The organism is Collinsella sp. AF33-16 (genome assembly GCF_003475325.1).
Taxonomy (GTDB): domain Bacteria; phylum Actinomycetota; class Coriobacteriia; order Coriobacteriales; family Coriobacteriaceae; genus Collinsella.
In genome coordinates, this window is the sequence record NZ_QRQC01000016.1 from 53,414 (window position 1) to 66,311 (window position 12,898).

Here is a 12,898-nt window from a genome sequence, read left to right on the forward strand (position 1 = left end):
CAGAGTCTCCTAATCAAGGCGCCCGGCGAGCAGTTAATGCTTGCCGGGCGCCTTGCCGTCTGCGGATTTTGGGACATGCGGTCCGCTTTTTCGACCCATCTGTCGGTACACTAAAAGCACTATGGGTACCCGCGAGCGACATATCGGCCACGCGGCCGCCCGATCCGCTCCCGTGGCGGATCCCAGGGGCGGCAGGCTCTTCGCCATGCCGCGATTCCTTGTTGGCATAACACATCAGGTGTACCGCCACCGCGTCTTTGCTATCGCCGGTGTCATCACCGCGCTGTTCCTCATGCTTTTGGCAGTCTTGCCGGCGCTGTTCGCCTTCGACCCCAAACTTTCTAACGCCGTGCCCGCCTATAGCGAGGTGTCCGAAGAAGTCGTGGATGCGCTCGCCCATTCGAGCTCTCTCCCGCTGCTTGTCGCCGCAATTGTATTTTCGATCTGGGGCGTATCGGTCTATCTGCGCTGTTTGGACTATGTGTTGCGCCGCCGCCTTGTTGCCATCGCCTCCATCTGCGCCCTGTGGATGATCGAAGTCATTCTCAAGTACAAGTCGTTCACACCGTTCTATGCCACCGTGCTGTGGTACCTGTACTACGTGCCCATGACGCTCATTCCGCTGCTCTACCAGTTGTGTGGTCTGCGCCTTGCGGGTCTGGAGCAACACCGCCTGGGTCGCCGCTATTGCGCCGCGCTGTGGATTGTGGCCATCCTGCTTATCGGATTTGTGCTCACCAACGATTTTCACCAGCAGGTCTTTCGCTTCGACCGCACAAGCGACACCTGGAGCAACGATTACACGTACGGCTGGGGTTATTTTGCCGTTCTCGTGTGGACGGCCTTTGACTTCGTGGCCTTTTTTATCCTGGTTGGTCGGTCCTCGTCCTTTCGTATCCAGCGTTTCTCGGGCACGGCGGCGCTCGTACTGCTGGGTGGCGCATTCTTTGCCATATCGTATGCGTTGCGCGTGCCCTGGGCATGGAGGCTCAACTTTTCGCTCGTCTATTGCGTCCTGTGCGTGGTGGCGATGGAAATCTGTCTCGATTGCGGTGTCATTCCGTCGTATCACGACATCGCCGGCATCTTCGACACCTTGCCGCTCGACCTCAAAGTTCTAACGCGCGAACTGCAGGAAGTCTATGCCACGCCAGTGTCAAAGCCAATGCCGGTAGGCGTGCGCGAGGAGTTGCGGACCCAGGAGCACGGCCGCGCCCACGCCTTTGCCGTGGCGTCCGATCCCGATGTGATGTACCGTGCCTTTCCACTGCTGGGCGGATCAGCCCTGCTTGCCCAAGACGTGTCGGAACTCAACGAGCTCAATCGCGAACTGGCGCAGCGTCGCATGGAGCTGCAGCGCCAAAACGAACTGCTCACGGCCGACTACGACCTTAAGACGCATTTGGCAGATCAAGAGGCCGAGACCCTGCTGGTCCAAGACGTGGACCAGGCGCTTGCCCGCGCACTCGAAGAGATGTACGACCTGCTGAGCTCGCTGCCGCCGTTGACCGACGAGGCGTCTTCGCACGAGCGTTACCGCATGCTGCAGCGCGCCAAGATGCTCGTCGCCTATTGCAAGCGCAAGGGGTCGCTCACGCTGGCGCAGCACGGGGAGAGCGGCTTTGATCGCGACCGCATTCAGCTCATTGCCAACGAGCTCGCGAGCGACCTGCGCACCATCGATATCGATTGCGCCTCGATTATCGCCATACGGCGCCCGATGCACGCCAGTACGGTAAGCGCCCTGTACGACTGCGTGTATGACTTTGCGTTTTTTGCCTACACTACCGACCATCCGGCGCTTATGTATCACTTGGGCGACCATGACCGATGCAGTGTCGAGCTGCGCGCCACGCTTTTTTCCAACGATGATGCAGATCTTTCGCAGACACCCGCTGCGCAAGAGCTCGAAAGCGCTTTGCAAGGGCGCAACGTGGCATATCGCCTTGAGGGCGAGCCCGGCCAGCTGCGCATGATCGTCTTGATGCCGAGGGCGGGTGAGTGACGATGCAGATTTCGCTCATCCTTCCCCAAATCGTTGCGCTCGATGTTGTCTTTGCCCTGGCTGCGTGTCTGCAGACGATCCACGTCCCACTCATCGCGTCGCGCCGCTCGCCCTATAACCGTAAGGTGATTTGCGCCTACGAGGCGAGCCTTGTGCTTCACCTGATGATTTCAGCGCTCATCTTATTCGCGTCGTCTGGCTCGTATCTGGTGGCGCCGCTTGACGTTTGCGCCAGGGCAACGGGCGGAGCGTTGTGGCTCAATGCCGCGATCTTTGCCTATGGCGTGGTACTTATGGTGCACTATCGTCGCCCCGTCATGCTGGTCGAGCTGCTGCTTGTTGTCGCCGTTACACCGCCGGTGGTTTTTGCCATGGGCTCGGCGTGGACCGTTGTCCTTATCGCAGAGGGAGCGTTCTTCCTGTTCCGCTCCATCGCGGCGCTCTTGATGGACGTCCGTAACCGCCAGGAGGATATCACCGCGTTCTCGACGATCGAGACCATCAACGTGATTCCCGTGGGCATCCTGTATCTGGATCCGAGGGGCCGTCCGCTGCTCATGAACCGCTGTATGCGCAAAAACCTGGTGGAACTTCATATGCCCACCGATCTAGGTGACATGAGCGGCACATGGAGCGACCTGCGCAAACTTAGCATGCAAATGCCCGAAAGCAGCGCTAATCGCGCTCATATCGACCTTGATCGCTTTGGCAGGGATCGCGCCGTGGTCGAGATCTCTCCTTCCGAGATTCGTCTGTTCGTGCGTGACTCCGTTACGGTCTCGGGCCGTCCGTTCGAGCGCGTCGTCGGCCTGGACGTGACGGAATACGCACACGCTTACGACCGCCTGGCACAAGCCAACCGCCTGCTTGAGCTTGCGGGCCAAGAGCTCCAGGCCCAGATCGAAGAAGTTAAAAAGGTTGCCGACAATGCGGCCTACCTACGTATGCGTGCCCGCGTTCACGATGTAATCGGGCAGCGCCTGTCCATTCTTCATCGCTATTTGGAGGAGGGGCGTCTGGACGATGAGTCGCTCGAGCAGATTGACCCGTTGCTGCGCTCAATCGCCGCCGATTTGCGCAGTGGCGGTGCCGGCGAGCCTGCAGAGCAGCTGGGTGATATCGTCCATGCTTTTGGCCTGGTGAGTGTGCAGATCGATGTTGAGGGCGCGCTGCCCGAGGACACGCGTGTCGCCGCCGCATTTTTGCAGATTATTCGCGAGGCCTCGACCAATGCCACCAAGCATGCGCAGGCGCATCGGGTCCACGTGCGTCTGTGGAAGGAGGGGGCGGATGCTGGAGCCGTCGCGCGCATGACGATTTCTAACGACGGGTCCCCGGCCCCCGTATCGTATCGCGAGGGAACGGGTATCCCAGGTATGAGGCATGTCGCGCAAGATCTGGGTGGCAGCCTAGAGGTCCACGCCACCTCGCCCTTTACGCTTACGGTATCCATTCCGCTTAACTCCAACGACACGTCCCAAAGGAGAAACTCATGATCCGCGTGTTAATTGTCGAAGACCAGGCCATTCTGCGCGAAAGCCTGGCGCGCTCCGTTGGCGACCAGCCCGATATGACCGTTGTTTCCGCGATCGCCGATGCCTCCGAGGCCTTGGGTGTCGCGCTCAAGGAGCGCCCGGACATGATGCTGATGGACGTGTGCACCGAGCATGATTCCAACGGCATCGTGGCGGCGGCGCGCATCAAGGAGCAGCTGCCCGAGTGTCGCATCATTATCATGACCGGCATGCCCGAGATCACCTTTGTCGATCAGGCCCGCGAGGCGGGCGTCGATAGCTTTGTGTACAAGAACGTCGGTATCGACGAGCTGTTCGCCGTGATGCGCTCCACGCTGGCGGGCTACTGCACGTTTCCCAAGCCGCCCGAGAGCATTTTTTCGGGTACGGCGGCACTCGACGATGTCGAGCTGTCGATTTTGCGCCTCGCCTGCGAGGGCAAGAGCCGTCGCGAGATCGCGGCCGAGCTGTTCATGAGTGAGGGTACCATCAAGCGCCGCATCTCGGAGATCCTGAGCAAGACCGGCTACGACAACATCATGCGTCTTGCCGTGCATGCGGTGACCGAGGGCAGCATCGTTCCCAACATGGAACGCCCGTAATCGACGCGCTCATCCGTGTTCTGGCGCCGTAAAGATAGACCGCCCGCCGTTTCGCATCTAAAAACGGCGGGCGGCCTGCTTGTATGGGCAGTGCTGTTGGCATGAAGCGGCGGGGTCGCAGGATCATCTCCTGCGGCCCCGCCTGGCATGTGCGCGGATGTGTCCGCCAATCCGCGGCTGATGTTACGTGCCGCTACGCGATGGTTGCGCTGTAGGAGGCGACGTCCTCGTAGGAATCGGTCAGGTAGGCGTCGATGCCGATGGTCGTATTGACCAGGTCGTCAAGACTATCGAGCGTGCCGTTCGAGAACGTGAATTCCTCAGTGGCGTTGGTGCCGGGCATCAGGTGAGCCGAGAACCAGGGTTCCTTCATGGTGCCGTTGACGTTGGTTTTGCCGCTGGGGGCGTAGAAGGTCAGGTCCTTGTCGCTCTTGTTGGTGATGTTGACGACAAAGCCGATGTCGCCCCACTCGTCCTTGAACTTCTCGGTGATGGTGATGGTGCACAGGTCGTCATCGGCAACGGTGACGGCGGGGGAGATTTCAATCTTCTGGACGTCGTCGTCTTCGACGGCCTCGTCGATCTCTTCTTCCTTCTCGGCCGCCTCGCGATCCTTCTTCACCGTGCCGGACAGGTCCTTGTCGGACTTGGTAAAGACAAGATTGCCGTCATCCTCTTCGAGGATGAGCTTGCCGTCCTTGAGCTTCATGTCATGCGACTCGTCTTCGGCGGTGATGGTTACGGTGGTGGCGTCCTTTGCCTCCCATTTAAGGTCGACGACTTCAAGGAACAGGTCGAGGGCACCTGTACCGTCCTCATCGAGAATCAGGACGCAGTGGACACCCCAATCCTCGAGCAGCTTCATGTACTCATCGGTCAGCTCTTCGCCCTCCATGGTTCCACCCGAGAGTTCCCAGCTGCCGACGAAGTTGGCCTTGGGGTCTTTGCCGCCGCCGCTGCAGCCCGTCAGGGCAAAGGCGAGCGCAAGGACGCATGTCAGAAATGCGAGTGCGGATTTTTTGAACGTTGTCTTCATGGTGTCCTCCTTTATCGAACGAAACCCATAGAAGCAAATGCGGGGGTGGCGGAACCCCCGCCAATTACCAGATAAAGGGATTAGGGCCTAGGCGTTCCGCAGTTGCTGCAGAATTTACCGCCGTTTTCGCTACCACAGTTGGGGCAGAACCACTTGGCCGGTGCCGGGGCGGGTGCGGGACTGCCGCACTCGGAGCAGAACTTGCCGGTGTTGGTGGCGCCGCAGCTGCAGGTCCATGTGCCGGCCGCAGGTGCGGCGGCAGGAGCCGGAGCGGGTGCCGGAGCCGGCTGCGGGGCGGCCTGTTGCTGTGCCTGGCCGGCGGCGAACAGCTGGCTGGCGTTCATGCCGCCCATGCCACCTGCCATGCCCATGCCCATAAATCCGGCCATCGCGCCGTTGGGGTTGGCGGCTGCCGCGCGCATCGCGTCGCTCTGGGCGCTGGCAATGTTGGCTGCCGCCATGGTGGGATCGCGCATGACTGCGGCTTTCTGCAGGTCCTTGATCATCTGCTCGTCCTCTTGCGAGGCGGCGATGGAGTTGACGCCAAAGCTCACGATCTCGACACCGCGCAGGTCGCGCCAGTCGGCCGAGAGGACCTCGTTGAGCGCGCGGGCGAGCTCGGTGGTGTGGCCGGGGATGGCACTGTAGCGGATGCCCATCTCCGAGATCTTGGCAAAGGCGGGCTGCAGGGCGGTGAGCAGCTCGGACTTAAGCTGGCTGTCGATCTTGTCGCGCGTATAGCTATCGGTTACGTTGCCGCACACGTTGGTGTAGAACAGCAGCGGGTTGGTGATGCGGTACGAGTACTCGCCGTTGCAGCGCACGGAGATGTCGACATCCAGGCCAATGTTGTTATCGACCACGCGGAAGGGCACGGGCGAGGCGGTACCGTACTTGTTGCCAATGATCTCCTTGGTGTTGATGAAGTAGACGCGCTGGTCTTTGCCCGCGTCGCCGCCAAAGGTAAAGCGGCTGCCGATGTTGGCAAACGTCTCCTTGATGGAGTCGCCCAGGTTGCCACTGAAGACGCTCGGCTCGCTGCCGGTGTCAAAGACAAACTCGCCGGGCTCCAGCGCGACCTCGATGATCTTGCCGTTTTGCACCACGAGCATGCCCTGGCCGTCGTTGACGGCTATGACCGAGCCGTTGGAGATGACGTTGTCCTCGCCGCGCGTGTTGGAGCTGCGGCCACCGGTACGTTTGCTGCCCTTGCAGGCCAAGACGTCAGCAGGCATCGATTCGCAATAGATAAATTCCTTCCACTGGTCGGCCATGACGCCGCCGGCAGCACCCAATCCAGCTTTCAAGAGTCCCATGGTGATCTTCCTTTCTCGTCAAAGGCCGGGTGGTATTGGTCAGAATGGCTAATCGTCCTTGTTGTCCTTCATGACGACCGAGGTCTCGGTGTGGCTGAAGGTGTCGTGCTTCTCGGTCAGGTCGAGCTCGCCGCAGTACTCGTCGGCGTGGGTGGCCTCGTTGGCCGTCTTGAGCTGGCCTACCAGTAGCACGTCTCCGATAATCACGATGATCAGCGGCGCGATGATGTTGATGAGGATGCCCTCGATATCAAAGGCGAGGTAATCCGGATCGAAGGCGTTCTCGCCCATAAAGAGAATCTGGGAGAGGACAAATCCGATCACAAAGAACAGCACCGAGGCAATAGCGAGCTTGGGCTTGGAGCAGGGGAGCTCGCCGACCAAGCGGCCGGTCTGGCCGTTCATGGCAAACAGGTAGCTCTTGCCGTTCCACGAGGTGGAGAGCATCCAGACGGGGAACAGGGCGTAGTCGCTGTCTTCCCAGGTGTAGTCGAGCTGCTTGCTTTCGACCGTGGCATCGTCGTATTCGTCGACGACGGTCTCGCGCAGGGCCGAGATCGTGCTCTCCTCCATGCGGCGCTCGGCGCGCGCCCTGCACGTCTCGCGATCCTCATCGTAACGGTTGGCGATGTAGCCGGGCATATAGGCGACCGAGAACGGGCGCAACGCGTCGTAGTCAAACGGCTCGATGGCGTCCATGTGGCCGTCGGGCATCTTGGACGATCCGTCGACGGGCACGCGCTTAAACGAGATATTGCCCTTGCGATAGGCATCGTAGTGGTCGGTGGTCGTGACGGTGCGATCGGATTCCTCGGTCACGGTCTCGTTGGTCGCGTCAAAATACACTTCGCCGTCAACGCGGGCGCCGTAGAGCCAAAACGGCACGTAGACACCTTGGACCTCGTCGATGTGGTTGCCGGTGACAAAGCTCTTGGGCAGCAAGATCTTGCCCTTATAGTGTTCCTTGAGTGCGGCTGTGACATCGTCGCGCCCGAGCTTAAACGGAATCACCAGGTCGGGCGAGAAGTCGCCAGAGAGCTGGCCGGGCGCCACGGCGGAGTTACCGCAGTACGGGCAGGTGGTGACGGCGACGGTGCCGTCGGACACGAGCTCGGCGCCGCACGACGAGCAGATGTAGCCGGCGTTTTGGGCGAGCTCCTGCACCGCGTCGTCGGCGACGGGCTTGGGCGTTGCGGCTGCCGCATCGGCTTTGGCGTCGGCCTTGTCCTGGCGCTCGCGATAGAGGGCCTCGACTTCTTCGACTTCAAAGCGTGAGTCACAGTAGTCGCAGACGAGCTTTTGCTCGGCGCTGGCAAAATGCAGGGGACCACCGCAGGCAGGGCACTGATAGTTAACGCTCTCGAAGGCCATGATCGGTCCTTTCCGTGCCGGAGGCTATGCGCCGATGGCGCCGCCGCAGTATTCGCAGCGCCCACTGGCATCGGGAATGGTGGTTGCACCGCAGAAGGGGCAGGTCACCGCAGTCTTGGGGGCCTTGGCGGCCACGGCGCTGTCGCGCGTCTCCTGGCGCAGCTGCACCAGCGCGTCGCGGACCTCGGTTGCCTGGCGCTTGGCCTCGCGGTATTCGATGGAGCCGCGCTGATCGATGGTGGAGTCGTTCACGCGCAGGTTGATCTCGGTAAAGTACGGCGTGTTGACGTGGATGGTCAGATTAAAGTCGTAATCCAGGTCGTAGCGCGGCGGGTTGTAGCTCTCGCGCTCGCCGTCCTTGGTCTCGCGATAGATTTCGGTGCGATGCTCGTCGATATCCATATCGCAGCCGAGTACCTGCGAGAACTCGATGATGTCGGGATTGGCGTCGCGCCAGCGGCTCTGCGAGGTGATGATCAGCAGGCCCGCGTCCTCATCGAGCATAATATTGGTGCGCCCGGCAGAAAGCGTGCGCGTGGGGTTGAACGACGCCAGGCGCTCGGCATTGGCCTCGCGGTAGGCGAGCTGCTCGCGGATATCGTCCGCGGTGCTGGAGCGATAGCCGTGAAAGTAGGGGGAGAGCTTGCCGGCGCACTCTTTGCACAGGTAGCCTTCATTGATTTTTGTCTTACCTAGAAGTCCCAGCTCGGTACCGCAAATCGCGCACTCTTTCTTCTCGAACATCTTGTCAAAGAAGCCCATGGCTGCCTCCCATCAACTGGTAGCGTGTGTCACTTTTGATGATGGGGGAGTGCGCGATCTTTCACGATACCCAGACGGCTCAACGAGTCTCCACAACTGGGACACATGGCCCATTTTGGGTAGTTAATTTGGGACGGGGCTTTTTTAGCTGTTTTGGGCCGCCGCGGCCAGCGGGGGCGGATCGCGGCGGCCCAAACATCCTTGACGAAGGTGCCGGTGAAGTTACAGCAGCTCGCCGTGGCGGGCGATGTAGTGGCGCTTGGCCAGCTGAGTGAGTGCGATGTAGGCGGCGACGATGCCGATGAGCAGCGCGAAGAAGCTCGTTGGCAGCGGCATGAGCCCCAGTGCATCGGCGATGGGGCTTGCCGGCAGCCAGGTGACGAGCGCCAGGCCCAGCACGGTGAGCACGCACAGCGCGGGGGCGGCGTGGTCGCGCGGGCTTGGCAGACGCGGGGAGCGCAGCATGTGGATCACGAGCGTCTGCGACCACATGGACTCAATGAACCAGCCGCTCTGAAAGAGCGCCGCAAAGGCTGCCATGCCTGCGACGTCGCCCGCGGCGGCAAGCTCTGCCCAGCTCGCGCCCATGGCGGCAGGGCATACCACAAAGAAGAGCGCGGCGAAGGTCACGATGTCAAACAGCGAGCTCACGGGGCCCAGCTCGAGCATAAAGCCCTTGATGGATGCGGCTTCCCAGGCGCGCGGACGGGCAGTCCAGGCGTCATCGACGGTGTCCCACGGCAGCGCGATGCATACGATCTCGTAGACCAGCGACAACAGCACCAGCTGCAGGGCGCTCATGGGCAAAAACGGCAAGAACAGGCTCGCGATGGTCACGGACAGCACGTTGCCAAAGTTGGAGCTCACCGTGGTCTTGAGGTACTTGAGCAGGTTGCCGTAGGTGCGGCGGCCTTCGATGATGCCGCGCTCGAGCACGCCCAGGTCCTTTTGGAGCAAGATGATATCGGCGGATTCCTTGGCGATGTCGACGGCGGAGTCGACCGAGATGCCGCAGTCGCTCGCGCGCATAGCGGCGGCGTCGTTGATGCCGTCGCCCATAAAGCCCACGGTGTGACCGAGCAGCTCGCGCATGACGCGCACCAGGCGCGCCTTCTGCAGCGGCGAGAGCTTGGCGAAGAGGTGGGTTTTCTCGGCGCGCTCGGCAAGCTCGGCGTCGTCGAGCGCATCTATCTCGGAGCCTAGCAAGACATTGCTCGCGTCGATACCGATCTGCTCGCAGACGGTGGCGGCCACGCGGTCGTTGTCGCCGGTCAGGACCTTGACCGCTACGCCCTTGGCCTCGAGGGTGGCAACGGCACCCGCGGCACTTGCCTTGGGCGGATCGAGGAAGGCCAAAAAGCCCATCAGCACCATGTCGCACTCGTCAGCGATGCCAAACTCGCCCACGCAGCGCGGATTGGTCTTCTGCGCCACGGCAATTACGCGCAGGCCCTCGGCGTTGAGCCCGGCGACCTGTTTGCGAATCAGGACGAGCTTGTCTTCGGTGAGCGGCTGGGCGGCGCCATCAACCTCGACAAAGGAGCAGATCTCGAGCATTTCCTCGGCAGCTCCCTTGGTAACCATCTGGGTTTTGCCTTGGGCATCGGCGACGACCACGCTCAGGCGACGGCGCGAGTAATCGAAGGGCACCTCGTCGACCTTGGTATAGCGGTCGCGCAGGCTCTGGCCCAGCATGGCATCGGGCGCGACGGTCGAGGGCGTCACGTCGGCACGGTCGATGACGGCCAGGTCGATAAGGTTCTTGAGACCGGTCTGGAAGAAGCTGTTCAAAAATGCATGGCGCAGTACGCGTGCGTCCTCGTTGCCGTCGGTGTTGAGGTAGCGCTCGAGCACGATGCGGTCTTCGGTGAGGGTGCCGGTCTTGTCGCAGCACAGGACGTCCATCGCGCCGAGGTTTTGGATCGCCGGCAGTTCCTTGACGATAACCTGGCGACGGGCGAGGTCCTTGGCGCCCTGCGACAGGCTCGTGGTCACGATGACGGGAAGCATCTGCGGCGTGATGCCCACGGCCACGCTCGTGGCGAACAGCAGCGCGTCGATGACGCTGCCCTTGGTGGCGGCGTTGACGGCAAAGACGACCGGCGCCATAACGAGCATAAGGCGTACGAGCAGCATGGAGACGCTCGAGACGCCGCGGTCAAACGCGCTCTTCTCGCCGCGCCCGTTGAGCATCTTGGCGATGCCGCCCAGGTAGGTGTCCGAGCCGGTGGCAACGACAAGTGCTATAGCGGTGCCGTTTTGCACGGAGGTGCCGGTAAAGACGATGTTTTTGCAGGCAGAGAGCGGCAGCGCGGAGCTGCCGGCACCCTCGGCGACGGTGATGGCAGCGGTCTTTTCGACGGCCTCGCTCTCGCCGGTGAGTGCGGACTCGATCACAAACAGGTCGCGCGCGGTGATGATGCGGGCATCGGCCGGCACCATATCGCCGGCAGAGAGACGGATTACATCGCCGGGGACGAGATCATCAAAGGGGATCTCGATACGCTCGCCGTCGCGCAGGGCACAGCAGGTGTTGGAGACCAGGTCCTTGAGGGCCTCGGCCGCATTGCCGCTGCGAGCCTCCTGGATAAACTTCATGCTGCCCGATACCAGCAGCATGATGCCGATGACGATGACCGTGGAGGGATCGCGCTGGGGCTCGGGTACGGCGAGCACGTCGATGTAGAGCGAGACCAGCGCGAGCGCGGCGAGGATGCCGGCGAAGGGATCGATGAACGCGTCGGCGATGCGGCGGGCGAGCGTCTTGGTCGGCGCCTCGATGGTGTTGGGGCCGGCGGCGTCCAGGCGCTCGGCGGCGTGCTCGGCAGTGAGTCCGTCGGCCGTGGCGTCAAGCAGCACGAGGGCGTCCTCGGCGCTATGGGTGGCGGCGAATATGGTGTTCTTGGACAGGCCGGTGTGAGCGGCGGGGCGCGCCGTGCGGCGGCGCTTGGAGATGACTTCGAGTACCGTGGCGGTTTTGAGCATCAGCATAGGGTCCTCCTTGTTAAAGGGAGTTAGCGTACGTGTCGTATGTGCTTTAAAAACCTAGATGTCGCTCACGTCATGCTCTCGAACCACCACAAAGGCGACAGGCACCTTTGTGGTGGTTTTGACGATCGATTCGTGGCGCTTATGCGTGTGCGGAATCCTCGCGGCGTGCCGAGGGCGACATGCAGGTTTTTCGACTATGGCTGCCTTCCATGGCACACCTCCTTAAGGCCGGGCGCGGCGCGCTTCGGGTGTCTCGCACCCGTTTTAATCCGCCCGTATTCTTGATGAGGGGGTTTGCCGTGTCAACCTCATTGTTCGGAAAACCATTGTCCCTGACAAAGCCTTTACAGAATGACGTGGCCTCAAAGCGCGCCCACATCGACGCCTCGCCTGCGCTAAACTGAAGAGCACGTACGCGATTACGAGAGGAGCCCGCATGGAGGCTTACAAGCAAGAGTTCATCAAGTTTATGGTCGAGTCCGACGTTCTTAAGTTCGGCAGCTTTACGCTCAAGAGCGGCCGTCAGTCCCCGTTCTTTATGAACGCCGGCGCTTACGTGACGGGCTACCAGCTCAAGAAGCTGGGCGAGTATTACGCCCAGGCTATCCACGATAACTTTGGCGACGACTTTGATGTCCTGTTTGGGCCGGCCTACAAGGGCATTCCCCTGGCCGTCGTGACCGCCATTGCCTACCACGAGCTGTACGGCAAGGAGGTCAAGTACTGCTGCGACCGCAAGGAGGCCAAGGACCACGGCGCCGACAAGGGCAACCTGCTGGGCTATGAGCCCCAGGACGGCGACCGCGTGGTCATGGTCGAGGACGTCACCACCAGCGGCAAGTCCATCGATGAGACCTATCCCAAGGTCAAGGCGGCTGCCGATGTCGAGATCAAGGGCCTCATCGTGTCTCTCAACCGCATGGAGGTCGGCAAGGGTGGCGTTACCACCGCGCAGAAGGAGATCGAGGCCAAGTACGGTTTCCCCGTCGCGAGCATCGTCTCCATGGCCGAGGTCGTCGAGACCCTCTACAACCACGAGATCGACGGCAAGGTTGTCATTGACGACGAGCTTAAGACCGCCATCGACGCCTACTACGAGCAGTACGGAGCCCGAGAGTAGTTACGGCGTTTTACCAAACGCCGTAACCGGCCGACGCTGCGCGCCGCCCAGGGCGACAATTTGTCATTCAAAAGGCGAGGCATGACCAGAAGGTCAATACCTCGCCTTTTTCATGCCAACTTGTCCGCCCTGGACGTCGCTCGCTCATATGACCCAATCCGCTGTCAAGAGCCACAATGGC

At 61.4% G+C, this 12,898-nt stretch carries 9 protein-coding genes; 4 read left to right on the forward strand and 5 right to left on the reverse strand.

The features are described 5' to 3' along the window. Positions 1-205: 205 nt before the first annotated feature. Genes DWZ52_RS07305 through DWZ52_RS07315 form a run of 3 tightly spaced genes read left to right on the forward strand, consistent with a single transcriptional unit; the run spans position 206 to position 4,121 of the window. Positions 206-2,005 (forward strand): histidine kinase N-terminal 7TM domain-containing protein, encoded by a 1,800-nt coding sequence (locus DWZ52_RS07305; RefSeq protein WP_158572427.1) that lies wholly within the window; start codon positions 206-208, stop codon positions 2,003-2,005. Then, positions 2,002-3,501: a sensor histidine kinase gene (locus DWZ52_RS07310; protein WP_147352148.1), complete on the forward strand. Its 1,500-nt coding sequence runs from the start codon at positions 2,002-2,004 to the stop codon at positions 3,499-3,501. The genes DWZ52_RS07305 and DWZ52_RS07310 overlap by 4 nt, the downstream gene beginning before the upstream one ends. Further along, on the forward strand, positions 3,498-4,121 hold the full coding sequence (locus DWZ52_RS07315; RefSeq protein WP_118385228.1) for a response regulator transcription factor: 624 nt from the start codon (positions 3,498-3,500) through the stop codon (positions 4,119-4,121). The genes DWZ52_RS07310 and DWZ52_RS07315 overlap by 4 nt, the downstream gene beginning before the upstream one ends. A 193-nt stretch (positions 4,122-4,314) precedes the next feature. Here DWZ52_RS07315 and DWZ52_RS07320 read toward each other — a convergent pair whose 3' ends face one another. The 5 genes from DWZ52_RS07320 to mgtA all read right to left on the reverse strand — a co-directional run bounded on the left by DWZ52_RS07320 (position 4,315) and on the right by mgtA (position 11,597). After that, positions 4,315-5,157 carry a hypothetical protein gene (locus tag DWZ52_RS07320; protein ID WP_118385229.1) on the reverse strand — a complete coding sequence of 281 codons (843 nt, stop codon included), beginning with the start codon at positions 5,155-5,157 and terminating at the stop codon, positions 4,315-4,317. 80 nt (positions 5,158-5,237) lie between these two features. After that, positions 5,238-6,473 carry an SPFH domain-containing protein gene (locus DWZ52_RS07325; protein WP_118385230.1) on the reverse strand — a complete coding sequence of 412 codons (1,236 nt, stop codon included), beginning with the start codon at positions 6,471-6,473 and terminating at the stop codon, positions 5,238-5,240. Positions 6,474-6,521: 48 nt separating this feature from the next. After that, positions 6,522-7,844, reverse strand: coding sequence for a hypothetical protein (locus DWZ52_RS07330; protein WP_118385231.1), 1,323 nt, complete (start codon positions 7,842-7,844; stop codon positions 6,522-6,524). Positions 7,845-7,868: 24 nt separating this feature from the next. Then, a complete protein-coding gene (locus tag DWZ52_RS07335) occupies positions 7,869-8,606 on the reverse strand; it encodes a DUF4428 domain-containing protein (protein ID WP_118385232.1) in 738 nt (245 codons plus the stop codon). A gap of 222 nt (positions 8,607-8,828) precedes the next feature. After that, complete coding sequence (gene mgtA, locus DWZ52_RS07340; protein WP_118385233.1) at positions 8,829-11,597, reverse strand: magnesium-translocating P-type ATPase; 2,769 nt, start codon at positions 11,595-11,597, stop codon at positions 8,829-8,831. Positions 11,598-12,033: 436 nt separating this feature from the next. Here mgtA and pyrE point away from each other — a divergent pair, with 436 nt between their 5' ends. Further along, positions 12,034-12,717 carry an orotate phosphoribosyltransferase gene (pyrE, locus tag DWZ52_RS07345; RefSeq protein WP_006236284.1) on the forward strand — a complete coding sequence of 228 codons (684 nt, stop codon included), beginning with the start codon at positions 12,034-12,036 and terminating at the stop codon, positions 12,715-12,717. Positions 12,718-12,898 lie beyond the last annotated feature (181 nt).

Coding starts and splice junctions, on each gene's coding strand:
- DWZ52_RS07315 (WP_118385228.1), top strand. CDS start 3,498: ATGATCCGCGTGTTAATTGTCGAAGACCAGGCCATTCTGCGCGAAAGC.
- DWZ52_RS07325 (WP_118385230.1), bottom strand. CDS start 6,473: ATGGGACTCTTGAAAGCTGGATTGGGTGCTGCCGGCGGCGTCATGGCC.
- DWZ52_RS07305 (WP_158572427.1), top strand. CDS start 206: ATGCCGCGATTCCTTGTTGGCATAACACATCAGGTGTACCGCCACCGC.
- DWZ52_RS07335 (WP_118385232.1), bottom strand. CDS start 8,606: ATGGGCTTCTTTGACAAGATGTTCGAGAAGAAAGAGTGCGCGATTTGC.
- pyrE (WP_006236284.1), top strand. CDS start 12,034: ATGGAGGCTTACAAGCAAGAGTTCATCAAGTTTATGGTCGAGTCCGAC.
- DWZ52_RS07330 (WP_118385231.1), bottom strand. CDS start 7,844: ATGGCCTTCGAGAGCGTTAACTATCAGTGCCCTGCCTGCGGTGGTCCC.
- DWZ52_RS07320 (WP_118385229.1), bottom strand. CDS start 5,157: ATGAAGACAACGTTCAAAAAATCCGCACTCGCATTTCTGACATGCGTC.
- mgtA (WP_118385233.1), bottom strand. CDS start 11,597: ATGCTGATGCTCAAAACCGCCACGGTACTCGAAGTCATCTCCAAGCGC.